The following is a 25,965-nucleotide window of genomic DNA, read 5'->3' as shown; positions in this document are numbered from 1 at the left end:
TCGCACCGACAACATGCGACCTGGGAGGGATGCGGTGACGGATCACGGTATCGGAGAATGAGTTCGCCTCCGTCTTTCCGGCCGCCGCGCTTTCGTCAGGACCGCGTCAACAGCAATCTGCTGCGGCTCGAGGGCAATCGGCGCCAAGATGAGGTGCGTCGTCTCCGCGATCTGATCTCGGCAATTGTTGTCACCCGGCTCGGTTCGGCCGCTCGATTGCCCGCCGACGAGGACATCGCGCGTGCCTTTCATTCCTCGCGCAACTGTGTCCGCCTGGCGTTGCAGACACTCGTTGCGGAGAAACGCCTGCACCGCTCGGTGGGAGCCGGTACGTACACCACAAACGTCCATCGGCGCAGTCGGTTCGACCTTCTGATCGATTCGGCTGCCGGGGGTGTGAACGACGATCGGAACGGGATTCGGATCATCGGCTGGAAGGTCTCTTCCGACATACCGGGACCGTTGGCCGAGGTCTTTCCACCCGATGCCACATCGGTGGCGATCTTCGAACGGCTGAGTATCGGCGATGGTGTGCCCAGGCAGCTGCGGACCTACTATCTGGCGCTGCGCCCGAATGACGAATTCACTCGCGACGATGCAATCGACGACCTATACCAGATCCTTGAAAATCGGTTCGGCTACGGAACTTTGACCGCTGATCGCCGCATTTCGGCCGTCGCGGCAGGTGAGTCCGCCGCAGCGCTGCTCGAGGTCGACACCACAACCCCGATCCTGTACATGGACACCACGGTCTTCGATGAACGAGGACACACCGTGCTGGTTTCCCATGCGCGCTATCGAAGCGACATGGTGACTGTTGCCCTCGATCCTCCACGAGGCTGATCGGCGTAACACGGCATCGGGTGTCGTCACACGCTGCTCGAGGCGGTCGGATCCAGCGGCCAAGGGGCGAAACATCGTGGACATAGCCGGGACTCACAACCGAAACGCGTCATTGATGGCATTGCATCAACGACCGCGCACTCGCCGTGGTCGGATCTCCCACATCGCGTAAGGATCCTCATGAACGACGCTTCCTCCCGCCACTACGGCAGACAGATCGGTGCCGGTTTCGCCGCATCCCTGATGGCCGCTGTGCTCGTCGCCTGCGGGTCGGACTCATCGCCGGCCCCTGCTGCCGAATCGGCGGACGGAGTTCGCTCGGTGTCCGTGACGACACTCGGACTGTGCAACGAGATGCCGGTGTACTGGGCGCAGGAGAAGGGCATCTTCACCGAACACGGACTCGACGTGGAATTGGTTCGGGCCCAGGGTGGCGCGGCAGGTTTGTCCGCGTTGCAGAGCGGTGAGGTGGACCTTGCGTTCACGAACCCGTTCTCGACGATGCGCGCGCTCGACCAGGGGATCGACCTGGCCTGGATCGCAACCGCCTACGAGACGCCGACCGATTCGGCGAACAAGGCCAATGCCGTTGCTGTGAAGAAGGACTCGAAGTACACCGACGCCAAGTCGCTGGAAGGAACCAAGATCGGGGTCAACGAGGTCGCCGGGATCAATCAGATCATCACCAGCGAATGGATGCGGGCGGGCGGCGCCGATCCGTCCACGGTGGATTTTGTCGCGCTACCCTTCGCGGACCTGGGGCCCGCGGTGGCGACCGGCCGAATCGATGCTGCCCAGATCACCGAACAGAACATGCTCCCCGAGTTGAAATCACTCGGTAACCCCTATGTCGTGGCGGGTGCGGGCCAGCCGCTTGTCTTTGCCGGGTATGTGGCCAAAGGCGATGCCGCCCAGAGTGATCCCGAGAGTTTCAAAGAATTCCAGGCAGCGCTTATCGAGGCTTCGGAACAGATCGAGCTCCCGGCAAACCAGGACGAGCGCTACGCGATCCAGGCGCAGGCATGCAAGCAGGACGCCACTGTGCTCAAGTCTCTGACAGAGCCGCCCTATGCGGCCGCGGTGAACATTGCGGCACTCGACCGGATGGCCGAGATGATGAAAGACGAGAACATCTTGGACGATCCGGCCGATGCATCGAGCTACGTGCCCGACTTCGTGGTCACCTCGTAAGTCGCAGTGAAGAAGACACTCACCGTCGACGGTGCCGAATTGGTCGTGGACATCGCCCCCGCGGATACGCTGCTGCGTGTCCTCCGCGCGCACGGCCACACCGCACCCAAGGCTGCGTGTGGCCGGGGGGAGTGCGGGGCCTGCACCGTCTTCGTCGGTTCGAAAGCCGTGCTGTCCTGCGTCAGCCTCGCCGCCGTGGTCACCGGGCCGGTGACCACGGCGGCAGGCCTCGGCGAAGGTGATCGCGACCTCCGTGAAGCATTCGCGGACCATGCGGGATTCCAATGTGGCTTCTGTACGCCGGGGCAGGTTGTCGCAGCGGCGGCTCTGCTGCGTGAGCTGGCCGAACCCGGGCGCAAAGACATCGTCACGGCCATGGCCGGGAACATCTGCCGTTGCACCGGATACGTTCAGATCATCGATGCAGTCGAGTCAGTCGCGCAGCGGAGAGGGGCGCAGCGGTGACTTCCGTGGGACGGCGTGTCCGCGCGCTTGATTGGGATGAGAAGACCTCCGGCACAGCGCTATATGCAGGAGATATGCATCCCGAGGGGATGCTGTACGCCAAGATTCTGCGGTCGACGACGGCCAGTGCGCGGATCGAGCATGTCGACCTCAGTGGCGCGTTGGCGTCGCCCGACGTGATTGCAGTTGTCGACTCCCGAGATCTACCACCGAATGCACGCTATCTGCACAGCGGTGGCACGTTCTCCGACCGCACACCGTTTGCGGTGGGGGAGATCCGATTTCACGGCCAGGAAATCGCCGCAGTCGCAGCGAAGACGCCGGAAGCCGCCGAGAAGGCCCTGCGCCAGATCGTGGTGCGGTACCGGAGACGACCGGCAGCGCTGACCGTCGCCGCCGCACTGGCAAAATCTGCCCACCGCATCCACCGACGATCGTCGGGCTCGAACGTGGCTGTCGAATCGGAAGGAGCCTGGGGCGACCCGGGTCTCGGTAGGCGCAACAGTGCACATCGCGCGGGCGGAGTCTTCGTCTATCCCCGCGTGTCACATGCCTGTATGGAACCGAATACGACACTGGCCTGGTGGCACGACGACCGACTGGAACTGTGGACCTCGACTCAGGCGGCACACTTTGTGATCCATGAACTAGCGCAACTGCTCGAGCTCCGCCCCGATCAGATCGTCTGTCGGGACGTCGCAGTCGGTGGAAGCTTCGGTTCCAAATCCAAGGTAAGTGAGCACGAGGTCATCGCGGCACTGCTGTCGATACGCACCGGAGCGCCGGTGATGGTGGAGTTCTCACGGGTCGAGGAGCTGGCTTTCAGCAAACCGCGCCATGGTTTCCGGAACGAGATGACCGTCCACGCAGATGCCGATGGTCGAATCTGCCTGCTGGAAGCAGATATCGACGTCGACAATGGCGCGTACAACCACTACGGGCCATCCGTGATGAGTGCCGGCATCAAGGTGCTCGGGTCGATGTACCGGCCTGATGCTGCGATCTGGCGTGCGCGACTCGTCGACACCAACCTCACTCCCGGTGGTCAGTTCCGGGGATATGGGCAACCGCAGACCGCACTGGCCGTCGAATCGTTGGTCGACGAGTTGGCCCAGAAGTGCCGGATCGACCCGATCGAGTTCCGTCGGCTCAACGCGGGCCTGCCGAATACTCGCGCTCTGGCCGGTGCGCGCATCGGATCGAATCGACTCGTCGAATGCCTCGACGCGGTGCGCGATGGGATCGGCTGGGCAGAGAAGAAGTCTGCGAAGGTGCCCTACCGTGGAGTCGGCGTTGCGGCCGGTATGCACGGTAGTGGCTCGTACGCCTACCCCGGCGGCAATGTCAGTGCGGCGGCGGTGGAGGCTTCCGAAACCGGGCGCATCACAGTCAAATTCGGTGGCAGTGATGCCGGGACCGGACAGCGCACGATCCTCGGACAGCTCGCCGCGGACATTCTTGGCGTACCTCTCGACCTGGTTGATGTCGTGATGACCGACTGGGATGAGGCGCCTCCGGAGATGGGCGCCTGGAGCTCACGCGGAACGCACATGGGTGGACATGCGGTGGTCAAGGCCGCGACGGCATTGCGTGATCGCCTCGAAGAGCTGGGCCGCACCGGGGCAGGAGATTTTGCAGACCTGATCGTGCATGCGCCGGAGAGCAGTGCCGGGGTGTTGCGCGTCGAGGCGGAATATCTCGAAGAGAAGATGGAGCCCTACTGGACCGGTCTGGACCGGCCGAACATCTCGGCGAGTTACGCGTTCGCGGCGCACGCGGTGGAGATCGAGATCGACTTCGACACAGGTGAATTGAAGATCATCGAGTACGTTGCCGCGCACGACGTGGGACGCGCGATCAATCCGGCGCTCGTCGATGGCCAGATCATCGGCGGTGTCGTTCAGGGGCTCGGAGCCGTGGTGGGGGAGCATCTCATCTACGAGGGTGGGCGAACGGTCAATACGAGCTACCTCAACTACCCCGTCCCGCGATCGACCACCGCCCCCGAGATCCGTTCGATCCTGATCGAAGGGCCAGAGCCGGCGGGTCCGTTCGATGCAAAGAGCGTGGCCGAGATGGCAATCGTGCCAGTGGCACCCGCGGTCCTCAACGCTGTGTACGACGCCATCGGGATCCGGTTCCGGTCCCTTCCGTTGACACCTGACGTCCTGCTCGCCGCGCTGCGCGACAACGGCGCCGTTGCGGTCCCGGCCACCCGGCACTTTCACCTGGCCCGCAGGCCGTCCCGGTGGCAGATCGAGGCCTTTCGGCGACTGTATCCCCTTGGTCTGCATCATCTTCTCGACCGATATGGCACACGCTGGGCACGCCGATCCGAGAGCAGGGAGGTCGAAGTGGTGGCTTCTCCGACCTGTGTCGACGAAGCGGTGACGATGCTCGCCGACGAACCTGCCGGAGCCGCCGTGGTCGTCGGTGGGGCAACGGATGTCCTTGTTCAGCAGCAACAGTTGTTGATCGCGCCACGGGTGTTGATCAGTACCGCGAACGTGACCGCGATGCGCCGGGTAATCCGCGACGCGGACGGGGCGTTCACGATCGGCGGCGCCGTCACCCTGACCGAACTCGCCGACTGGGCCCGAGGACCGATGCCGGTGATCGCCGAAGCCGTCGACTCCATCGCGTCCGCCCAGATCCGCGCCGTTGCCACAGTGGGTGGGAACCTTTCGCAGGCCAAGAGATGCTGGTACTTCCGCAACGGATTCGATTGTTACAAGCGCGGCGGCGTCACGTGTCCGTGTTATGCCGTCGACGGCGATCATCGGTTCCACCACGCGGCACTCGGTGGGCACCGCTGTCAGGCCGTGACACCGTCGGATCTCGCGACCGTGTTCTCCGGTTTGGGCGCTCGGATCCAGATCACCGGCCCCGGTCGGTCCCGGACGGTCAGCATCGGCGAACTCTATTCCGGGCCTGGCGAACTCAGTCTCCTGCCGGACGAGATGATCGAATCGGTCACCGTGCCGTCACAGGCGGGTGTGGCCAGGTCCGTCTTCGAGAAGATCCGGCTCTACGACGGCGACTTTGCGATGTTGTCGCTGATCTTGTCCGCCCACGTCGGTGATGGTGGCCAGTGGTCGGGGCCCAGACTGTGTTTCGGTGCACTGGCACCCACTCCATGGCATCCCACTGCAGTCGAATCCGCGTTCCGGGACGTACGACCGACCGAAGGGGAACTGGTGAAGGCGCTCGACTTCGAACTGGCGCATCGCGCACATCCGTTACCGGGTAACGAGTGGAAGATGCAGGCCGCGATCGGCCTGACCCGCAAGGCATACCGCCGATGGAGCGAAACCCGTTGAGCACCTCAACGCAGACCGGACCGATCACGCGGAGTCTGGTACGGGCCGGGGTGACGGTCTCGGCCGCACTGCCCGACAGTTGGCTCGGCCCCCTGATCGCCGAGGTCGAGGAAGAAGAGAGCATTCGCCACGTGTCCGTCGTCAGAGAGGACGATGGTGTGGGTATCTGCGCGGGTGCCTCGTTGATGGGCGCGCGGTCGGTCCTGTTGTGCCAGAACGCCGGATTACTTCTGGCCACCAATGCCCTTGCGGGCTACGGCCTCCACCATCAGATTCCGTTCGTGGTCATCGCCGCCGACCGTGGCGCCGCCGGTGACAACTTCTACTATCAGGCCTACAAGCATTCGGTCACCTACGGTGTCATGTCCGCGGTGGGCCTGCGCGTTCACCAGGTGCAATCCTCTTCGGACAGCGAGATCTTCGAGACTGCCTTCGACGAAGCAGAAATGACGCAGCGTCCCGTGGTCTTGCTGTGCACAAAACGAGTGCTGGCGGGTTCTGAAGAATGAAGCGATCATCGGTGGCACGTGCGCTCGACCACGGTCTCGACAAAGACGCCGTGGTCTTCGCGAGCCTCGGAACGGCAGGCCGGGCCTGGCGTGATCAGGGCGCGAGTCAGCTCACGTACTACGCGTCCGACCCGATGGGAACCGCGCCTGCCCTGGCACTCGGGGCTGCCGTGAGTCGGCCGCACCTACATTTCGTCTTGTTGGAAGGCGATGGTGACCTGGCGATGAACCTCGGGGTTCTGCTCACCATCGCAAACACGGCTCCGCCGAACCTCCACATCGTCGTCTTCAACAACGGACGGTACGAAACGGGTGGTGGCCAACCGCTCGGCACGCACGCAACGGCGGATTTCGCTGCGATCGGACGCGGCGCCGGACTGCGCAGCGTCCAACTGATCGCTGCGGAGACAACCGAGGAACAGCTGAGAATCCTCTTTGCCGAGTTCTTGTCCTGTCCCGGTCCGGGCCTTGCCGTTGTCGAGGTGGCCCCGGAGCCGTCGCCCTATGGCGGACCGGGACAACACTCAGGAGTCCAGTGCCGCACGCTGTTTCAAGAAGCCCTGGCTGCTCGCGACGCCGACGAGAATCCTACGGGTGCCCCGGGTGCGATCCTCGACAGCTGATGGCACGTTCAGTGGCCTGAATCCAGGTGAGCGCTTCACCTGGACGGCCGAACGAACCTCGGATTCAGAGTCGAAGTGCAGTTTGAACGAGTTCGGCGACAGCTCGCGACCGGCTGTGTGGTGGCCAGGCGATGACCGTGGTGATTTTCGGCGCGTCCACAATCGGTACGGCGACGAGGTCATCGTGTAGTTGCGTCCTACAGGAGTCAGGCGCCACCATCAGAGTTCGGCCAAGGGCTATGAGCTGCAGAACTTGGGCGTGGCTGTGGACTTGGGGGCCTGGGCCCTCTGCATAGGTGCCGTCTGATCTGGGCCAGCGAGGCATGGGTAGCTCGGGTACGTCGGCCAGATCACGGAGGTGCAGGTCGGATCGAGTGGTGAGGCGATGGCCGGCCGGAAGCACCGCGATCTGATCTTCGGTGACAAGTTCCTCGGTATCGAAACCTGTTGTGTCGTCGAAAGGTTGGTGCAGTATGGCGACGTCGGCGCGACCGTTGCGTAGTAGTTGTGCTTGCTCGCCGGGCGCGCACAGAACCACATCGACGCGAATCGATCCGGGTTCAGCGGCGTAGGCGTGCAGTAGCTTCGTCAGCAGTTCGCTCGATGCTCCTGCTTTGGAAGCCAGGATCACTTCGGCTTGGCCGGCGCCTGCCAGGGCTGCGCGACGAGCGCGGTGTTCGGCGGCCTCCATCGCATCCAGCGCCACCCGACCTTCGCGCAGCAATACGGTGCCGGCGTCGGTCAGGGACACCTCTCGGCTGTTGCGCCGCAACAACTCTGCGCCCAGTCGCCGCTCGAGTAGGCTGATCGCTCTGGACAGGGGTGGCTGAGCCATACCCAAGCGCTGCGCCGCCCGGCCGAAATGTAGTTCTTCGGCGACAGCGACGAAGTACCGCAGCTCTCGTGATTCCACGGCAACAGCGTACTCACAGCGGCCAGTTCCAATACCTTGCGGGTATCGCTTGTGACCTGAACAGTCTTGGACGGATCTGATCGACCGGACGCATGATCGATGGCGTGAGCGAAACGAAGATCGTCCTGGTGACGGGCGCAAACAAGGGCATCGGTTACGAGATCGCGGCGGGTATGGGTGCGCTGGGTTGGAGCGTCGGTGTGGGAGCCCGGGACCAGACACGACGGGAGCAGTCGGTGGCCCGACTTCGAGAAGCGGGCATCGACGCCTTCGGTGTCCCATTGGACGTCACCGACGACCGCAGTGTTGCTGCGGCCGCTGACCTGATAGATGAGCGAGCAGGCCGTCTGGACGCTTTGGTGAACAACGCGGGCATCACCGGCGGCGGTCCGCAACAGCCGACCACTGTCGATCCGGCTCTCGTCCGTGCGGTCGTCGAGACCAACGTCATCGGCGTCATTCGGGTCACCAACGCCATGCTGCCGTTGCTGCGTCGATCGCCGTCGCCACGAATCGTGAACATGTCCAGCAGCGTGGGCTCGCTGACCCGGCAATCTGGTCCCGGCAGCGAAACGACAACCGGTCCGGTTGCGGTGGCCTATGCGCCCTCGAAAACCTTCCTGAATGCGGTGACCCTGCAATACGCCCAGGAACTGGCAGACACCAACATCCTGATCAACTGTGCTTGCCCAGGATTTGTCGCCACCGACCTCAATGGCTTCCGCGGCGTCCGCAGTCCGACAGAAGGCGCCCAGACCGCGATCGCCCTGGCCACTCTTGCGGACGACGGTCCGACAGGGGGCTTCTTCGAGGACGCCGGGGTCGTTCCCTGGTGATCGTCGCCGATCTCATTCTCAGTTCGAGCCCGCGTCACCGTGGGTACTTGCGTCCACGAAACAGGAAGAGTTCATGAACATCGCAATACTGGGCACTGGCAAAGTCGGATCCGCACTCGGCGCACGACTGGCTTCCGCCGGCCACCACGTCGTCTACGGGTCACGGACACCTTCGGGGCAAGCCGGAACCGTCAGCCAACAGAACGCTGTTGCCCCAGCTGATGTGGTGATCACCGCGATCCCCGGCACTGCCGTACTCGCCACGTTGCAGGACATCGGGGCGGATGTCTTGCGCGACAAGATCGTGCTGGACCCGTCAGGCGCTTTCACCTCGCAGATGACGATGGCGTATCCAGGCGACAGCGTGGCCCAACAGGTACAGGCCCGGTTCCCGCAGCTCCGCGTCGTGAAAACCCTCAACACGATGAACTTCACCATCATGGTCGATCCACTGGCCTCCCTGCCCCGGGCGTCCGTCTTCGTCAGCGGCGATGACAGCACCGCCAAGACTGTGGTCGCCGGTTTGCTGACCGACCTGGGATGGCCCGACGAGAGCATTCTCGATCTGGGCGGTGTCGACAGTGCGTTGGCGACCGAGCACCTTGCCCCGATGTTCTTCGTACTCGTTGGCGCCTTGCAGACCGCCACGTTCAACATCACCGTCTCGCGGTGAATCCGGTCCGCGGAACAAGGCTCAGCCACAACTGAAATGGTTGATGCATCACCATATTGCGGCCCGGGTTGCGCACAGCGTCACGTGGGGGGTGTGGCGTCCAGCACTTCTGCGAGCAGATGCATCGCCGACGTGACGGCGAGTGCTCGAACATTTGCGCGGTCACCCGGGAGTTGTTGTGTCCGTGTCACCGTCGGCTCACCCGCGACCGCGATGGCGAAGCAGACGGTACCCACCGGTTTGAGATCGGTTCCGCCGCCGGGGCCGGCGATCCCGCTCGTGGACACCGCGACATCGGCTCCGAGCCGGCTCAACGCACCCTCGGCCATCCGCGCGGCCACCTGTTCGCTGACGGCTCCGTGCTGCGCGATCAATTCCGATGGCACATCGAGCAGGCCGGTCTTGATCACGTTGGCATAGGCCACGACTGCGCCGACGACGTACACCGACGACCCGGGTCGGTCGGTGAGCCGCGCGGCGAGCAGGCCGCCCGTGCATGATTCGGCGGTGGCGGTCAGATGCCCGGCAAGTCGTTCCGCGATCTGGTCGTCGATGGTCGAACCGTCCGTCGAAAAAATCCGTGCGCCATGATGTTCCGTGACGATCGATGACAACTCGGCGTAGGCGGCAGTCGACGAATCAGGGTAGCGGGTCACCATTTCGAGCTCTCCGAGTCGCAGGCAAGTGGTGATCTCGAGGGTTTCGAATCCGGCCAGATCTTGTTCTGCGGCGCGCAATGTCGCGGCAAGGTCGGCTTCGGAGAGGCCATAAGCTCGAATGATGGACTCCTGCAACACTGATCGGTTGGCCATGGCCTCTGTAACCGCAGATGTCTTCAGCGCCGCAGGCCACATCGCCTGCAGTTCAAGCGGTGGGCCGGGGAGCACCAGGATGGCAGGTAGCCCGGTTGCCCCGATCGCCACGCCCGGTGCGGTGCCGGTCGGCGGAATCGACTGTGCACCTTGCGGAACCATCGCCTGTTTACGGATACCTGCTTGCAACGGCGCAGGATCGGGATCGGAGGACAGGCGTCCGCGCCACCGTTTGATGATTCCGCCGATGTGTTCCTCGAGGTCGGTATCGAGGAGCAGTTCACGACCGCAGAACGCCGCGACCGTCGCGACGGTCAGGTCGTCGGCGGTCGGTCCGAGACCTCCGGTTGTGATGATGAGATCGACGTGTTGATCGGCGAGGAACTGCAATTGTGCCGTCAGGTCGTCGGGACGGTCGCCGCACACCGTGATGTGCGCGATGTCGACGCCGAGCTCGAGGAGCTGTTGAGCCACCCAGGGGCCGTTCTGATCGGTGATCCGACCGGTGAGAACCTCGGTTCCGGTCACGATCACGCCTGCCCGCACTGTCATGTACCCGAGCTTAGTGGGGCCAGTGGGCACCTTCTGGTCGCGGACCTGAAACCGTCGAATAGGAGGGTGTCCAGGGCGATCTACCCTCGCAGGACTCGTGTTTGCCCGCTTCAGGTTGGCAGGTCAGGGAATGAGGCGTAGATCGACATATTGTCCCAGTTGTCGCAATAGCCCGAATATCAATAGGTGAGACCGTCGGCGAACTCACTCCACGGCGGCGTGGTGGTTCAAGAATGGCGGAAAGCCTACCGCAGCAACTGTTTTGGGCATCTAACTATCCATCGATGACGGGTATCTCCGAGTCTGGAATATACCGATTGTCGTACGCCAAGGGGAACTACGTTCGGCAATTCGGGAATAAATGGAGTAAATGCTGCCTGAATGTGACAAAATTGGCACATTCTTCCGGGCGGTCTGGATTTTGCTGGCGGTCTGGATTTCGGCAGTGGCGACAAGGAGTTCCCATGAGCCCGATGAATTGGATTCATGGTCGGTGGTACACCAGCTCACGCTCGGCTTTCTTCGGTGTCGTTGCGTTCGTGGCATTGCTGGTCGCAGCACTCGTGGTGCCGGTGACCATCGAATCATCCACCGGGACAGCGACCGCGGCGCCACTGCCCGCGGAGGATCCGTTCTACGCGTACACCGGACCGTTGGATGCGGTGGCGCCGGGGACCGTGCTCCGCACCCGCGACATCACCTTCGCGGCAGGCGAACTCAGGACGCCGATCGCGGGTACGCAGGCGCTGTACCGGACCACCGATCAGCAAGGTGCCCCGGTGACGACCGTGACCACGGTATTCCGGCCGATCACACCAACCGCAGATACCCGGATCGTCTCCTTCCACACCGCATACGACGCCCTCGGCTCGCAGTGCGACCCGTCGTACACCCTGCAGGGCAACAACCCCAGTCAACTGTCGCTGGCCGGACAGTCGGTGATCGCGGGCTATCTGACTGCCGGTTACCACGTCAGCGTCCCCGATTACGAAGGTCAACGGTTGGAATGGACCGTGGGGCGTCAATCCGGATACGCCGCACTCGATGGCGTCCGGGCGGCCGAAGCCGTCCTGCGCCTGCCCTCGTCCACGCCGGTCGGACTTGTCGGATACTCGGGCGGGTCGGTCCCGACCGAGTGGGGCGCCGAGGTTGCACCCACCTACGCGCCCGACCTGAACATCGTGGCTGCGGCGGGCGGCGGTCTGCCCGTCGACCTGGCGCACAATTTGCCCTACGTGAGTGGGAGCCAGAACTGGTCGGGCGTCATCCCGGCGTTGGTGGTGGCGTACAACCGGACTTACGATCTCAACCCCTCGTCGTTTCTGTCTTCCTACGGCGCCGAGATCGTCAAGCGTGTCCAGGACCAGTGCATCGACCAGTTCGTCGCGGCCTATCCCGGACTCACCGACGCCCAGATGGTCGCCCCGCCCCTTACTTCGCTGCTGCAGGTACCCCAGGTGGTCCGTGCCATCAACGACAACATCATGGGCACCGCCGGAACCCCTGATGTGCCCCTGTTCCTGGCCGTCGGCCAAATCGATGAAACCGGTGACCAGGTCATGATCACCCGAGACGTCCAGGCTCTGGCCCACACGTATTGCGGTCGGGGAGTGCCGGTCAACTACACGCGGTACGCCGGACTGAGCCACGGCCAGGCGTACGTCCCGTTCCAGGCGGAAGCGGCCCGCTTCCTCGATCAGCATTTCGCCGGGGCAGCCCCTCCGGACAACTGCTCCTCGATCCCCCCTGGCAACTCTCTGGCACCGCTGCCCATTCCTGCAGGCTAGGTATTCACGCCCTCACCTTGCGGCGTGATGCGTGTGCAAAACAGCACGTGAACTGCTGTTTCTTTCTGTGACCGTTGACACGCAAGTATAGTGAATGTACATTCATTCACTATGAACACTCAATCACTCAATGGGGATTCTCCGACGTACGAGGACATCATTTACGAGGTCGACGGCCGCACCGCCGTCATCACGATCAACCGTCCGAGCCGCTACAACGCCTTCCGCGGCAAGACTGTCGAGGAGTTGATCGGCGCGTTCCGCAAGGCGTGGGCTGACAACGGCATCGCGGCGATCATCCTGACCGGGACCGGGGAGAAGGCCTTCTGCACCGGCGGTGACGTCAAGCAACGTGCGGAAACCGGGGACTACGGCCCCACCGAGAGCGGCATGTTCGAGATCGGCAACCTTCACAAGCTGATCCGGGACGTCCCCAAGCCGGTGATCGCGGCTGTCAACGGTGTGGCGATCGGCGGTGGCCACGTGCTCCACGTGCTCTGCGATCTGTCGATCGCCTCCGAGACCGCGAAGTTCGGGCAGGCCGGACCCAGGGTCGGGTCCTTCGATGCGGGTTTCGGCTCGGCATTCCTGGCCCGGGTCGTCGGCGAGAAACGCGCACGGGAGATGTGGTACCTGTGCCGGCAGTACGACGCCGCGACGGCTGAACGCTGGGGTCTGGTGAACTTCGTTGTCCCCGCCGACCAGCTGCTCGACGAGGCGAAGGCCATCGCCGCCGAGATCGGTGAGAAGAGCCCGACTGCGCTGCGATTCCTCAAGCAGAGCTTCAACGCCGACACCGATCATCAAGCCGGTCTGAGCAACCTCGCGATGTCTGCCCTCGATCTGTTCACCCATTCACCCGAGGGGCTCGAAGGCGCCCACGCCTTCGCCGAGAAACGGATCCCCGACTTCGGCAAGTACGTCGGAAGCTGAGAGGACAACCATGAGAACCAAGACAATCGCCGTGGTCACCGGCGCAGGGTCGGGCATCGGCAAGGCCATCACGCTCGCGATGGCCGACCAGGGTATCGCCGTCGCCGCCGCCGATCTGGATCTCGAAGCCGCCAAGCGGACCGCCGAGCACAGCGATCTGATCACCCCGATGGGTGTGGACATCGCAGATCGGTCGCAGGTGGATGCCCTCCGCGACCAGGTCAACGCCGAGCTGGGGATTCCCACGATCCTGGTGAACGCGGCAGGCTGGGATCGCACGGATCAATTCCTCAACGCATCAACGGAATTCGCCGAGAAGGTGGTCGCCATCAACTATCTCGGACCCGTGCACATGTGCAGTGCCTTCCTGCCCGGAATGGTTCAGGTGGCAACCGACAATCCCGATCACCCGGGCGGCCGGGTCATCAACCTGGCGTCCGATGCCGGTCGTGTCGGTAGCTCAGGCGAGGCCATCTATGCCGGAGCCAAAGGCGGTGTCATCGCATTGAGCAAATCGCTGGCCCGGGAGATGGCCCGGCATCGCATCACCGTCAACTGTGTCTGCCCGGGGCCGACCGACACCCCGTTGTTCCAGGCGCAAGCGGAGAAGCTCAAAGATGCTCTGGTCCGGGCGATTCCGTTCCGACGGTTGGCCCGGCCCGACGAGGTCGCCGCGCCAGTCCTGTTCTTCTCCTCGTCCGCCGCATCATTCATCACCGGACAGGTGATCAGTGTCAGCGGCGGCCTGACCATGGCGGGATAGCACCATGAGCGATGCCGACACACCCGTAGAGTACGACGCCCACGCCTATCGGGCGTATTTCGAAACTGAGTTCACCTATCTCAACGGTTTTCGACGCAACGTCCATCGTTACGCTGACCGCGTCGCGATGATCGACCCGGTCACCGGGGCGCAGTGGACCTACGCCGAGTTGGGCGACCGGGTGGACCGCATCGCGACCGCGCTGGTTGCGGCCGGGGTGCGCCCCGGTGATGTTGTTGCCTACCAACTGTTCAACGGCCCGGAGTTCGCGCAACTCTATCTCGCCACCCAAGCCGCCGGGGCGGTCGGGTCGCCGCTGAACTATCGTCTGGCGGCCGGTGAAACGGCCACGATCATCGACATCAGCAGGCCCCGTGTCTTCATTTACGACGTGGACCTGTCGGCCATGGTGGCCGACGCACTCCAGCGCGCCGCCCACGTGCCCGAACTGCTGGTGGCGGTCGGTCCGGGAGAGCCGGTCGTCGGGCATACCTCGATCAGGTTCGATGACTTCACCACAGGTCCCGCCGATCCGCCGACCGTCACCCGCGGCGTCTTCGATGAGACCTCCCGTCTCTACACGTCCGGTACCACCGGCATGCCGAAAGCCGTGCCGCTCAACAGTGCCATCGAGATCTTCAGCGCACACGACGTCATCATGCATTTTCCGCTGGCGCCAGAAGATCGCACCCTCAACATGACACCCTGGTTCCATCGCGGCGGATTGTATTGTGCGGGACCGAATCCGACGTTCTATCTCGGTTCATCGCTGGTGCCGCAACGCACATTCGATGCCGATCTCACTCTCGATTACGTCGAGGAGTTCGGATTGACCTTCCTCATCGGGGCACCAACCAACCTCGGAATGCTCGCGAAGGCACAGCAGGACCGACCCCGAGACCTGTCGTCCCTGCGTGGCATCGTCACGATGGGCGCGCCACTCGAACGAGACGCGGCACTGCTCTACCAGCGGGTGCTCACGCCCCGGATCTTCAACGGATACGGCAGCACCGAAGGCTTCTGGAACACCTTCCTGCGTCCGGCTGACCTGCCGGCCATGGCGGGTACGGCCGGTCGGGCATGTATCGACGACGACGTCGCCGTGGTGAAGATCCTCGATGACGGCTCACTCGCCGGACCGGATCAGACGGTCGCACGCGACGGCTCCGAGGTCGGGGAGATCATCGTGCGGTCGCCGAAAAGTGCGATGGCCTATTACAAATCACCCGAGCAGGAAGCGGCGAAGTATTCGGGCAGTTGGCTGCACATCGGTGACCTGGCGACCTGGGACAAAAATGAGTTCGTCACCATCGTCGGGCGCAAAGACGACATGCTGATCTCCGGCGGCGAGAACGTCCACCCCGTGCAGATCGAAGAGGCGCTGAACGGCCACCCCGGCGTCACGGATTGCCTTGTGGTCGGGGTACCGGATGACCGTTGGGGCCAGGTCGTGGTCGCCTACGTGGTCACATCCGATCCGGCACTCGGCGTCGACGAACTCGACCGATACTGTCGCGATCACCCCATGTTGTCGACCTTCAAACGTCCCCGCGCTTACCGCCTCGTCGGATCCTTGCCACTGTCGGCGACCGGTAAGAAGCTTCACTACAAAGCGGCTGAGGCCGCACGCACCGATATGGCCGACGGCCACTTTCACCGCCCGACGCCCGAAACACAAGGAGCCGGATCTTGAATACCAGAACTGCACCGACTTTCGACCGCACCGACCTCTTGGGTCTGGATCTGTCGTACTCCGACGACGAACTCGCTGTTCGGGACAGCGTCCGAGGATTTTTGAACGAGCACGTCGCACCGAACATCGCGGAATGGTTTGAGCAGGGCGGCATTCCACATGCGCGTGAACTCTTCAAAGAGTTCGGATCACTCGGTGTCCTCGGAATGCATCTCGAGGGTTATGGCTGTGGCGGATCGACCTCGGTCCACTATGGCCTGGCGAGTCTCGAACTGGAAGCCTGCGACTCCGGTATCCGATCGATGGTGTCGGTGCAGGGATCTCTCGCGATGTTCTCGATCTGGAACAACGGAAGCGAAGAGCAGAAGCAGCAATGGTTGCCGCAGATGGCCGAAGGCAACATCATCGGCTGCTTCGGACTCACCGAACCGGATGCCGGATCGGATCCGTCTGCGATGAAGACCCGGGCACGTAAGGACGGCTCGGACTGGATCCTGGACGGCAGCAAGATGTGGATCACCAACTCGCCGATCGCCGATGTGGCGGTGGTGTGGGCCCAGACCGACGACGGGCAGGGGGAGAGCGGGATTCGTGGATTCATCGTGCCGACCGATACTCCGGGGGTGAGTACTCCGGAGATCAAACACAAACTGTCACTTCGCGCCTCGGCCACCGGAGAGATCGTTCTCGACAACGTCCGTCTACCCGAATCTGCGTTGATGCCCAGCACAGATCTGCGTGGCGGCGGGGGTGTCAAGGCCCCGCTCAGCAGCCTCACCGAGGCCCGCTTCGGGATCATCTGGGGATCGATGGGCGCAGCACGGTCAGCTTTTGAGGCCGCACTGGACTATTCGACACAGCGCACGCAGTTCGGCAGACCGATCGCCGGATTCCAGATGACCCAGGGCAAGCTCGCCGACATGGCCGTCGAACTGCACAAAGGCCAGCTCCTGGCCCTGCACCTGGGCCGGCTCAAGGACAGTGTCGGCCTGCGTCCCGATCAGGTCAGCTTCGGCAAACTCAACAACACCCGCGAAGCGATCAAGATCTGCCGCACGGCACGAACGATACTGGGCGGCAATGGCGTATCCCTCGAATATCCGGTCATCAGGCACATGGTGAACCTTGAATCGGTGCTCACATATGAAGGCACCCCCGAGATGCACCAGCTGGTCCTCGGGCAGGCCCTCACCGGTCAGAACGCATTCCGTTGACACGCGGCGAAGGAGTACCGACATGAGCGCACTGACACACGACGTCGAACACCTGGACTTCCGTGATGCCGTCGCCGGTTTCGTGGCCGAACGCATCGTCCCCGCCCATGAGAAGTGGGAAGAGGACAAGATGCTTGATCGTTCCCTGCTCACGGACGCGGGTCAACAAGGGCTCCTGGGGTTTACGGTCGCCGAAGAGTACGGCGGTCCCGGCGTTGATGACTTCCGGTACAACGCGATTGTCATCGATGAGACGGCCCGCACCGGAGCGGCTTCCGAAGCGATCGCGTTCTCCTTGCAGAACGACGTGGTGCTGCCGTACCTCACCGATATGACCACCGCCGAGCAGAAAGCACGGTGGCTGCCCGGGGTCGTCACCGGCGACACCGTACTGGGCATCGCCATGACCGAGCCGGGTACCGGCAGTGATCTGACCGGTATCAGCACCTCGGCTGTGCGAGACGGCGACCACTACGTCGTGAACGGTGCGAAGACATTCATCTCGAACGGACAGAACGGAAATCTGTTCGTCGTCGCCGTGCGAACATCTCCGGATCGTCACAAGGGGTTGTCGTTGCTCGTCGTCGACGCAGAGACCCCGGGATTCACACGTGGCCGCAATCTCGACAAGATCGGATTACACGCCCAGGACACCTCCGAACTCGCCTTCACGGATATGCGTGTGCCGGCGACGAACCTGCTCGGTGAAGAAGGGCAGGGTTTCTACCAACTGGTGCACAACCTTCCGCAGGAGCGGCTGTCACTCGCGGTGGGTGCGGTCGCGGCGGCGGAGGGTGTGTTCGCCCGGACTCTCGAGTACGTGCGCGAGCGGTCCGCGTTCGGCCGGCCCGTCTCGGGATTTCAGAACACACAGTTCGTCATGGCCGAACTGTCGACCGAGATCGACATCGCCCGAACCTATCTCGACGACTGCATCGCCGCACACGTGAAGGGGGAGCTCAGCGCCACCCGCGCGGCGAAACTCAAGTGGTGGACCACCGAATTGCAGGTGCGTACCGCGGACCGCTGCCTGCAACTGCACGGCGGTTACGGTTACATGCGGGAGTACCCGGTGGCACGGGCTTTTGTCGATGCCCGGATACAGACCATCTACGGCGGCACCACCGAGATCATGAAGACGATCATCGCCAAAGATCTGCAGATGTGACAATCCGCTACGGTGATGAATCAATTCGCATCAGGTGGAAGAGGAGGACCGCATGGCCAAGTCAGACGCGCAGTTGACTGTCGACGAGGCAGTCCGTGCGGTACGGGTCTCGTCCCGGCGGCGCCAGGTGCTCGATGCGGCGGTGACCGTGATGCAGCGCACCGGCTTTCACCAGATGTCGATGCAGGCACTGGCCGACGAGGCCGAGGTGAGCGTGGGCCTGATCTACAAGTACTTCGGCAACAAAGAAGACATCCTGCTGGCCACGATCGTCGACATTCTGGAGACGTTCCGCGACCAGCTCAAGCCCGCGATGGACAGTGCCGGTGACGACCCGGTTGACCGGTTGGTAGCCGGATTCGCTCGGTACACCACCATCGTCGACGAGAATCGCGATGCCGTGATCCTCACATACCGCGAGAGTCGAACCCTGGATGCGGCCGGCCGCGAGCAGATCAAGGACCTGGAGGTCGAGACCTCCGCACCGATGCGCGGTGCCATCGAGACCGGCATCGAACTCGGTTTGATGAAGCCCGTCGATGTCGACCTGGTGGTCTTCGATCTGATGATGCTGGCGCATGGCTGGGCTCTGAAGCACTGGCATTTCGCACCGAAGTTCACGGTGGACAGCTACATCCGGGCTCAGCTGCAACATGAGCTGTCCGCACTGATCGTCCCTGCGGTGCTCGACGCCTATCTGGAGAAACTCGCCGGCTCTGATCGTGACTGACGTGCCTGAGTGCACACGGGTGGTCCGCTTTTAGGCCTTGTCGCGTGACGAGTCGGGATCAAGGGCATCTTTCACCTTGCCCATGAGACCCTTTTCGGTACCGAGTGCAGCCTCACGTGGTGTCCCGAGCGAGCCATCGTAAGTGGCGTAGAGCTTGGGATCTGGTGCCGGCGCTTGGCCTTTGCCGCCCAGTGGCTGCGGATCCGTGAGAATCCCCATGTTGCGCCTACCGTCCGGGGCCACTCCGTTCGCCCAGCCACCTTCGGCCGAGTGCACACCGTCGGAGAGATGCCAGAGGTTCTCGGCGTGTTCGGAGTATTCCTCGTCCAGCAACGCGTTCGGGGCGATGGTCTCCTCGAGACCGTCGGCCTTGAGCTCTTCGATCCCGGCGAGCCAGAGGTTTTGATGGTGGGTGTCTCGGGCAAGGTTGAACTTCAACATGTTCTTCACGCCGGGGTCGTCGGTCATGTGGTACAGGCGAGCTGTCTGCAAACGGCCCTGGGCCTCCGCAGTGACGTTCGCACGGAAATCTGCGAGGAGATTGCCGCTGGCGATGATGTAACGGCCGTTCCACGGGACCCCGTTGCTGTCGGCGAGGAGGGCACCTCCGCCGGCAACGATGGCCTGCTGCGGATCCATTCCACCGAGCACAGCTGCGGTCACCGGATCTCCCCCGGCGGCCTTGCTCGACTCGGTTGCCGGGGCGCCCTCCAGAAGTCGGGCCACCATCGTTGCGATCATCTCGACGTGACCGATCTCTTCGGTCGCGATGTCCATGATCATGTCTTTGTACTTGCCGGGCATCCGGCAGTTCCATCCTTGGAACAGATACTGCATGGTGACGGTCATTTCACCGAACGCGCCGCCGAGTAGCTCCTGTAGCTTTCGGGCGTAGACGGGGTCGGGAGTCTCCGGCTTGACATCGAACTGCAGGTAGTCGGTGTGACGAAACATATTGGAATCCAGTCGTTTATGGAAATCGCAGGTGTTCGACCTTCCGTGGCAGGGCATGCCGTGAGGTGGCAACCGCCGAGGCAAACGGGTCCAATGGAGTGAAAAGGTTGCAACCCAAGTTGTTTCGGCAACTGATGCCGCGGCGACATACATCGGTATCTGCCTGCGGAGAGTGCTTGTCATCCCAGATCACCGGCACCGCATTCGAGCCGTGAATCTGCCGTATATCTGGCAATCAGAAAAGGTGAACGAATCGCGCCAAGCCGGTGTCTTCGGGATGGCGTAGCCGGTTCATGCAGGCCGGGTGAGGCCATGCACTCCGATTGCGTCGGTTACGAGACGGCGGCTCGCCGGGCCACCTCGGCCGCAAGCAGCCATCGCGTCGTTGACGCTGCGGTGCATGTTCAGCGTCTTGTCGAGTCCGAGTGCCGTGATGGGGCGGGCTGTCGCGCGGCCGGCGGCCACCACGGCAAATCGTCCGCCCGCGGTCTCGGTTCGTCGGCGTCCGTAGTCGAGCGCGGTGAGGCCGGCGGCGCCGAGGAAGTCGGTCATCGTCATGTCGATGACCAGGCTTTTCGCACCCGAGGCGAGGGCCTCGTCGATGGTCTGACTCAGCTGATCGCCCGTCAACAAGTCGAGGTCGCCGCGCACACTCAGGACAAAAAGGTCGTGGCAAGCGATCGTGGAAATAGAGAATTGGCCACACGCGGATGTAGCCGCACTGGAATATTCGGCGAATTCGAATTCTGACTTCACAATCGCTCCCTGAACACGATATGGGAAGCGCAGGCATGAGGGTACCGCCGGCGCAGAGCACGGCTAGTCATTTAACCTGGACCAATAGTTGCAGTCATCGACCGGCTTTGCAACCCCTCAGGTCGTCCCGCCGCCGGCCGAGATTCGGTGTGGGCTGAAAGAATGTGGGGTGCAGGGTAATTCGTCACCAGGGACGTCAGTCCAGGACGGAAAGGTCCGCGCGTCGTTTGCGGCCACCAGCGGACGGCCTTGCCGACATCGAGGCGCCGATACCGGTCGAGTGAGAGCAGGCCCCGGTCAGCTTCGGTGGGTCGACGGATCGTCGCCGCGGGTCAGCGGGGTCATGTGTTCGATTCGGCCGGCCAGTCCGGCGATGGTCCGGCTACCCGCCGCCGCTGTTGACGCGAGGGCCGAGTCGCTGCGCACGTGTCCGTCGAGGCGATCGCGCGCACGATCGAGAATCGTCAATGGAAGTGCCGCAACGGCGTTGCCCGGAGGTCGGCGGGCGACCACCGGGTGGGGGCGGGTCGGCGCGATACGGCGCACGGCCTCCCAGGCGTGGCCGAGACGAACCAGTGTGCGTTCGGACGAATTGGCCTGCAGCAGTGGCAGCAGTCGATCTTCTTCATCCCGGACGTCTTCACCCTTGGGGATACGGCGGCGGATGTATGGCCACAAGATTGCTTCCTCTGCGAACGCATGAGGGAAAACCGGGCGGCACAACGAATTCAGCAATTCTTCCCGTTGGCGTCCCCGTGTGTCCTGCGGAGCATCGGCAAGTTGGCCACCCGTGTCGTGCGTATACTGACCCGCGAGTCGGTGGAAGAAGCCCGCCGTGAGCGTTGGACAGAAACGGTGAGTTGGATGGACGCCGAAGTGCACACGACCATTGCCGAACTGGTGCGAGACATGCACAAACTGTCATCGGCGCAGGACGATGTCGATGCCTTGATCGGCTCGATCTCCTCGGGCGCGGTGACTCATGTGCCGGGGGCGCAATTCGCAGGCGTGCTGTTGGTCCGGAAGAAGAAAGAGTTCGAATCGCTCGGGGTCACGGATCCGGTGGTGGAACAACTCGATCAGATTCAGAAGCAGGTGGGAGAAGGTCCCTGCCTCGAAGCTGCGTGGGAGCAGCCGACGGTTTGGATGAACAACTTCTATGACGAGCAGCGGTTTCCTGCGTTCGCCGCGCGAGCAATAAGCGAAACTGCCGTCAGGTCAAGTCTGTCATTTCAACTGTTCACCCATGAAGGTGCCATGGGCGCGCTGAATCTGTTCTCCGAGGAGGTGAACGCGTTCACCCGGGAGTCTGAAGAAGTGGGTTTCGTCTACGCCACCCACACCGCGCTGGCCATGTTCAGGGCGCGCCAACAGGTGCAGTTCAACAGTGCGCTCGCGAGTCGTGACCTCATCGGGCAGGCCAAGGGCATGATCATGGAGCGGTTTTCCGTCGATGCGGTGCAGGCGTTCGAACTGTTACGCAAGCTGTCTCAGGACAGCAACGTGCCGCTTGCAGAGGTGGCGCGGAAACTGGTGGAGACCGGATAGTCGCCTCGAGCGAGCCTCGCCTTCTGCTATCTGGTGAACAGATCGATGGTCTTGCGCGCCAGGAAGCGACGCGGGAGCCCTTTGACGCCGTCGGCAGAGAGTGCGGCCCGCCCCGCGTTACGTCCGCACGCACCGTGCACTCCACCGCCTGGATGGGCTGAGGCGCTTCCGAGATACAAGCGCTCCACAGGCGTCTCCGCCCGTCCCAGCCCTGGTGTCGGCCGGAAGATCAGCTGTTGATGCAGCTGGGACGTACCGCCGTTGACGGCGCCGGCGTGAAGGTTGGCGTCGGCGGCCGTCAAGTCGGCCGGGGTCTGTACGTGTCGGCCGACGAGCAGGTCCCCGAATCCCGGAGCATGAGCCTCCATCACCGCGTCCATCCGCGCGGCGAGTTGCAGCGCGGCGGAATCATCGTCAATGCCTCTCGGTAGATGCGAATAGGCCCAGGCACTTTCGGTCCCGGCTGGTGATCGTGTCGGGTCGGCGGTCGTCATCTGCCCGACGAGCAAGAACGGATGTGCGGGGACCACCCCGGTGTTGATGTCGGTCATCCAACGCATCAAACCGTGCCTGTCTGCTCCGACGTGGACGGTTCCGGCCCGGCCCAGGTTCTTCGAGTTCCACGGAATGGGCTCGCGCACCGCGTAATTCACCTTGACGACCGGTGCATCCCATTCGAAGTTCTCGAGGTCGTCGAGGACCCGCACGGGGACATCGTCCTTGGGCAGAAGATTCTTGTAGAGGTTGGGCGCGGAGGTGTTCGCGATGATGGCCCGTTTGGCCTTCCATGACTTCCCGTCCGCTGTTCGCACTGCGCGAGCTCGGCCCGAGTTGGTCTCGATGCTGGTGACCGGCGAATTGCAGACGATCTGCACTCCCACCGATTCGCACCGACGCACCAGTGCCTCCGTCAGCGCACCCGCCCCGCCGACCGGGACCGGAAAGCCGGTGTCCTGGGCGAGCATGGTCAGCAGGTAACCCATGACTCCGCTGCCCGGCGCGTCGAGCGGCACGTCAGCGTGCATCGCGTTACCGAGCATCGGCAAACGCGCATGTTCACTGTGAAACAACTCGGTGACCATTCGATTGGCCGGCAGCAGCAGAAACCGCGCGAGCCGAGTCGAATCACCGATACCCAGCCTGCGGAGAATGGACAGGGGGCCGCGCAGGGGCGGAAACGGGCCGAACAAGGTCTCGAGCAGTGCCGGTTTCAGCAATTGCCATTGCTCGGTCAGCGCCAGCCATGTGCGGCCGTCCCGTTCGTCGTACCGGGCGAACTGCGCAGCGTTCTCGGCGGGGTCCCGGTGGATGATCACCGCGTTGTCATCGTCGGGGTGACTGGGATGCCCGTACGGATCCGGCGCGTGACTCCACCGGAGACCGTGCGAGTCGAGATCGAGTCCGCGAAACGCCGGTGACACTGCCGCCAGAGGGTGAAACGCGCTGAACAGGTCGCTCTCGTAGCCAGAGGTCAGCTCTGCGCTCCGTACCGCCCCTCCCGGTTCGGGCTGGGCGTCGAGCACGGTGACATCCCATCCGGCGTCGGCGAGCGTGGCAGCGGCGACAAGACCGTTGTGGCCACCACCGATGACAACCGCGTCAGAGACCATCAGATGCCTCGGGACAGCGGCCGACAGCAGGGCGTTGTGTTCTGCATGTCTATGGGTAGCCCTCCACCGAGCGCCTGAAACCTGCGACCGGCGGATCCGACGTGGCGACCGCGGTGGACGTGGCGGACGCCCGAGCAGTGCTCGCGGAGACCGACGTGCATGTGGCCGTGCGTCCAGGGCCGTCCTGGACGCGGTCAGGAGACCATCTGAACGATGATTCCGATCGCAGCGGCAAGAAAGAGGATCGCTATCAGGACCACAACGATGATCGTGGCCACTCCGGTCGGCGGGAAATGCCGCGAGGTGCGGGGCTCGGAAGCGGACAGCCCGGACGTCTGCGCGGCATCCGGTGGTGTAGCGCCGGGCTCGACCCCGTGGGCGCCCTCCAATCCAGGCAAGTTCTCCGGATCCGTCCCGCGGTCGTGCGCGTTACTCATGTGAATACTTCGGTGAGGCGCTGGTCTTCTTGGTCATGATTGGTGCTCCTGTCGTTGTACGGGTAAATCGGCGCCATTCGCTGCTCTCCGGCGGGGTACCCAGAACGGACGCATCGGAACCCGCGTGCTGATCGGCGCCGTGTTGCTTTTACGAGATGCTGCGGATTATCCTTGTTGGACGGTTCACCACCCAGCCGCACAATCGACATTGGTCGTCATCCGGGCTTTCGAAATGTCGTGGTCATTCTTTCCCCGGTCGTTCGAAAATCGGTTACCCCGCATGCCCAAATAATTGCTTTGTTCGTCGACGGCAGATCATTTATCTGCGCAACGACGAGCGAGTACGGGTGCTGCGGTCAGAGGAGTGGAAATGTTCTCTCGCAGAATCTTTGACAATGACAACGCTGGAGCCGCGGTTCCGGACGTGAGGATTTCGGACCCGGAGATCTGGGACGATCTCGGTGCGAAGCGCGGGTCGACGCTCGCGCTGGTGGCGGCGTTCGCGCTCGCGCTGGGTGGCGTGGTCTTGGTGGTCGGATTGGTTGTCAGTGCGACACTGACCGCGGTGTTGTGCGCGGTCATGGCCATTTGTGTCGTTGGACTGGCCGTGGTGATGGTGTGAGTATGCCCCGCCTGCACGTGCAGTTGATCCCGCGATTCCGGTGATGGCGCGGCGGTGCAACCCCTGACTGTCGCCGCTCGCGGCGTTTACCCGATTCGGTAGTGGGTACTTTTCGCGGCAGATGAGTTGTTCAAGAGAACTTCGCGCCAGGGTGATGCACTAGGAGGAGCGATTGATGCCTAGAAATACACCGATTCAGCGTGAAGTCGGCAAGATGCATGCCGCGGGCTGGGCGGGCTTTCTATGCGTCCTGGCCACCGTCGCGTCTATTTGTGTGGCCCTGGTTTTTTGGGCCAATGGATCGGCGATCGGAGCGATTATCGCCGCGGTTGCCGCGGTTCTATTCGCCGGCGCCGTTTTTACATTGTTCTCATCGAGCAGAAAAAAGGGCCGGAATTCCGTGTTACAAAGTCGGATGGCCAGACTTCGCCGCGCTCGCTATCGAAGTGCCTACCGGTCGTCAGACGACGAATGACAAGTTCGGCCCCGCTCAGCGGTGGATTCGATCGTGCCGATGGCTGGGACGGGGCATTCCCCACGCCCGAGAGCGTGGGGAATGCCCATGGGGCTCAGCCCACCACGCTGCTGTCATCCAGCGATGGCGCCATCAGTGCTGTGGCGCAGGCGGGGCACATGGCCATGTCTGCGGTGATTGCCCATCCGCTGGTGTACCCGGCGTGAACTTCGGCGAGGTGGTCGGTGATGTACGGCATCTTCAGATTCCGTCCACAGGTGTCGCAACTCCAGCTCATGAGTGCCCTTCTTCGGCGTCGGGATCCGGCGCGTCGGTACTCGAGGCAATGACGCCGCGAGCGTTGGTGTGGCGGGCTGGGACTTCAACCGGACCGTATAGGGGTGTATCCAGTCCCGGAGTTCTTCAAACATAGCTCTGATGAGGGGCACCATCGAGGGAGATGCACTTCTTCTCGCGGTCGCAGTCGTCACCGGATATTCGGCGCACTACTCGGCAGCAACTGAACCAGGGCACCGTCAAGCGGCAGTGGCCACTCCTG

Annotated in this window: 25 protein-coding genes; 17 read left to right on the top strand and 8 right to left on the bottom strand. The window is 63.1% G+C overall.

The window, feature by feature from the left end:
- Positions 1-57: 57 nt before the first annotated feature.
- From AC1TQG_RS22850 to AC1TQG_RS22825, 6 genes are all read left to right on the top strand, one after another.
- A complete protein-coding gene (locus AC1TQG_RS22850; protein ID WP_482140536.1) occupies positions 58-843 on the top strand; it encodes a UTRA domain-containing protein in 786 nt (261 codons plus the stop codon).
- Positions 844-1,023: 180 nt separating this feature from the next.
- The gene (locus AC1TQG_RS22845; RefSeq protein ID WP_482140534.1) at positions 1,024-2,034 is read left to right on the top strand and encodes an ABC transporter substrate-binding protein; all 1,011 of its coding nucleotides are present in this window, start codon (positions 1,024-1,026) and stop codon (positions 2,032-2,034) included.
- A gap of 6 nt (positions 2,035-2,040) precedes the next feature.
- Entirely contained in the window at positions 2,041-2,499 is a 459-nt protein-coding gene (locus AC1TQG_RS22840; protein ID WP_482140533.1) for a (2Fe-2S)-binding protein, read from the top strand.
- Positions 2,496-5,819, top strand: coding sequence for a molybdopterin cofactor-binding domain-containing protein (locus AC1TQG_RS22835; RefSeq protein WP_482140531.1), 3,324 nt, complete (start codon positions 2,496-2,498; stop codon positions 5,817-5,819). Before AC1TQG_RS22840 ends, AC1TQG_RS22835 begins: the two co-directional genes overlap by 4 nt.
- Positions 5,816-6,328, top strand: a complete 513-nt coding sequence (locus AC1TQG_RS22830; protein WP_482140529.1) for a thiamine pyrophosphate-binding protein — start codon at positions 5,816-5,818, stop codon at positions 6,326-6,328. The genes AC1TQG_RS22835 and AC1TQG_RS22830 overlap by 4 nt, the downstream gene beginning before the upstream one ends.
- Positions 6,325-6,951 (top strand): thiamine pyrophosphate-dependent enzyme, encoded by a 627-nt coding sequence (locus tag AC1TQG_RS22825; protein WP_482140527.1) that lies wholly within the window; start codon positions 6,325-6,327, stop codon positions 6,949-6,951. Before AC1TQG_RS22830 ends, AC1TQG_RS22825 begins: the two co-directional genes overlap by 4 nt.
- A gap of 64 nt (positions 6,952-7,015) precedes the next feature.
- Here AC1TQG_RS22825 and AC1TQG_RS22820 read toward each other — a convergent pair whose 3' ends face one another.
- On the bottom strand, positions 7,016-7,864 hold the full coding sequence (locus AC1TQG_RS22820) for a LysR family transcriptional regulator (RefSeq protein WP_482140525.1): 849 nt from the start codon (positions 7,862-7,864) through the stop codon (positions 7,016-7,018).
- A 104-nt stretch (positions 7,865-7,968) separates the two neighbouring features.
- Here AC1TQG_RS22820 and AC1TQG_RS22815 point away from each other — a divergent pair, with 104 nt between their 5' ends.
- Positions 7,969-8,700: an SDR family oxidoreductase gene (locus AC1TQG_RS22815; RefSeq protein ID WP_482140523.1), complete on the top strand. Its 732-nt coding sequence runs from the start codon at positions 7,969-7,971 to the stop codon at positions 8,698-8,700.
- A gap of 73 nt (positions 8,701-8,773) precedes the next feature.
- On the top strand, positions 8,774-9,373 hold the full coding sequence (locus AC1TQG_RS22810; protein ID WP_482140522.1) for an NADPH-dependent F420 reductase: 600 nt from the start codon (positions 8,774-8,776) through the stop codon (positions 9,371-9,373).
- 80 nt (positions 9,374-9,453) lie between these two features.
- On the opposite strand, the gene AC1TQG_RS22805 is transcribed toward AC1TQG_RS22810, so the two are convergent.
- Positions 9,454-10,737, bottom strand: a complete 1,284-nt coding sequence (locus tag AC1TQG_RS22805; protein WP_482140520.1) for a competence/damage-inducible protein A — start codon at positions 10,735-10,737, stop codon at positions 9,454-9,456.
- A 473-nt stretch (positions 10,738-11,210) separates the two neighbouring features.
- On the opposite strand from AC1TQG_RS22805, the gene AC1TQG_RS22800 reads away from it, so the two are divergent.
- From AC1TQG_RS22800 to AC1TQG_RS22770, 7 genes are all read left to right on the top strand, one after another.
- A complete protein-coding gene (locus AC1TQG_RS22800; protein ID WP_482141431.1) occupies positions 11,211-12,524 on the top strand; it encodes a lipase family protein in 1,314 nt (437 codons plus the stop codon).
- 111 nt (positions 12,525-12,635) lie between these two features.
- Entirely contained in the window at positions 12,636-13,457 is an 822-nt protein-coding gene (locus AC1TQG_RS22795; RefSeq protein ID WP_482140518.1) for an enoyl-CoA hydratase-related protein, read from the top strand.
- Positions 13,458-13,467: 10 nt separating this feature from the next.
- Positions 13,468-14,220 carry an SDR family NAD(P)-dependent oxidoreductase gene (locus AC1TQG_RS22790; protein WP_482140517.1) on the top strand — a complete coding sequence of 251 codons (753 nt, stop codon included), beginning with the start codon at positions 13,468-13,470 and terminating at the stop codon, positions 14,218-14,220.
- A 4-nt stretch (positions 14,221-14,224) separates the two neighbouring features.
- On the top strand, positions 14,225-15,913 hold the full coding sequence (locus AC1TQG_RS22785; RefSeq protein WP_482140515.1) for a class I adenylate-forming enzyme family protein: 1,689 nt from the start codon (positions 14,225-14,227) through the stop codon (positions 15,911-15,913).
- Positions 15,910-17,127, top strand: coding sequence for an acyl-CoA dehydrogenase family protein (locus tag AC1TQG_RS22780; protein WP_482140513.1), 1,218 nt, complete (start codon positions 15,910-15,912; stop codon positions 17,125-17,127). Before AC1TQG_RS22785 ends, AC1TQG_RS22780 begins: the two co-directional genes overlap by 4 nt.
- A gap of 22 nt (positions 17,128-17,149) precedes the next feature.
- A complete protein-coding gene (locus tag AC1TQG_RS22775) occupies positions 17,150-18,295 on the top strand; it encodes an acyl-CoA dehydrogenase family protein (protein WP_482140511.1) in 1,146 nt (381 codons plus the stop codon).
- Positions 18,296-18,347: 52 nt separating this feature from the next.
- The gene (locus AC1TQG_RS22770) at positions 18,348-19,025 is read left to right on the top strand and encodes a TetR/AcrR family transcriptional regulator (protein ID WP_482140509.1); all 678 of its coding nucleotides are present in this window, start codon (positions 18,348-18,350) and stop codon (positions 19,023-19,025) included.
- A gap of 30 nt (positions 19,026-19,055) precedes the next feature.
- On the opposite strand, the gene AC1TQG_RS22765 is transcribed toward AC1TQG_RS22770, so the two are convergent.
- The 3 genes from AC1TQG_RS22765 to AC1TQG_RS22755 all read right to left on the bottom strand — a co-directional run bounded on the left by AC1TQG_RS22765 (position 19,056) and on the right by AC1TQG_RS22755 (position 21,281).
- The gene (locus AC1TQG_RS22765; RefSeq protein ID WP_482140507.1) at positions 19,056-19,979 is read right to left on the bottom strand and encodes a manganese catalase; all 924 of its coding nucleotides are present in this window, start codon (positions 19,977-19,979) and stop codon (positions 19,056-19,058) included.
- Between the two features lie 291 nt (positions 19,980-20,270).
- Positions 20,271-20,735, bottom strand: a complete 465-nt coding sequence (locus tag AC1TQG_RS22760) for an STAS domain-containing protein (protein ID WP_482140505.1) — start codon at positions 20,733-20,735, stop codon at positions 20,271-20,273.
- Between the two features lie 297 nt (positions 20,736-21,032).
- Entirely contained in the window at positions 21,033-21,281 is a 249-nt protein-coding gene (locus tag AC1TQG_RS22755) for a hypothetical protein (RefSeq protein WP_482140503.1), read from the bottom strand.
- A gap of 12 nt (positions 21,282-21,293) precedes the next feature.
- On the opposite strand from AC1TQG_RS22755, the gene AC1TQG_RS22750 reads away from it, so the two are divergent.
- A complete protein-coding gene (locus AC1TQG_RS22750) occupies positions 21,294-22,283 on the top strand; it encodes a GAF and ANTAR domain-containing protein (RefSeq protein WP_482140502.1) in 990 nt (329 codons plus the stop codon).
- A 26-nt stretch (positions 22,284-22,309) separates the two neighbouring features.
- Here AC1TQG_RS22750 and AC1TQG_RS22745 read toward each other — a convergent pair whose 3' ends face one another.
- Positions 22,310-23,893 carry a phytoene desaturase family protein gene (locus AC1TQG_RS22745; RefSeq protein ID WP_482140500.1) on the bottom strand — a complete coding sequence of 528 codons (1,584 nt, stop codon included), beginning with the start codon at positions 23,891-23,893 and terminating at the stop codon, positions 22,310-22,312.
- A 194-nt stretch (positions 23,894-24,087) separates the two neighbouring features.
- On the bottom strand, positions 24,088-24,330 hold the full coding sequence (locus tag AC1TQG_RS22740) for a DUF6480 family protein (RefSeq protein ID WP_482140498.1): 243 nt from the start codon (positions 24,328-24,330) through the stop codon (positions 24,088-24,090).
- Between the two features lie 370 nt (positions 24,331-24,700).
- On the opposite strand from AC1TQG_RS22740, the gene AC1TQG_RS22735 reads away from it, so the two are divergent.
- Entirely contained in the window at positions 24,701-24,952 is a 252-nt protein-coding gene (locus tag AC1TQG_RS22735; RefSeq protein WP_482140497.1) for a hypothetical protein, read from the top strand.
- Between the two features lie 569 nt (positions 24,953-25,521).
- Here AC1TQG_RS22735 and AC1TQG_RS22730 read toward each other — a convergent pair.
- Positions 25,522-25,704, bottom strand: a complete 183-nt coding sequence (locus AC1TQG_RS22730) for a hypothetical protein (RefSeq protein ID WP_482140495.1) — start codon at positions 25,702-25,704, stop codon at positions 25,522-25,524.
- Positions 25,705-25,965 lie beyond the last annotated feature (261 nt).

The sequence above is a fragment of the Williamsia sp. Y844 genome, from assembly GCF_056786475.1.
This window is presented reverse-complemented; position numbering and strand designations above follow the sequence as displayed.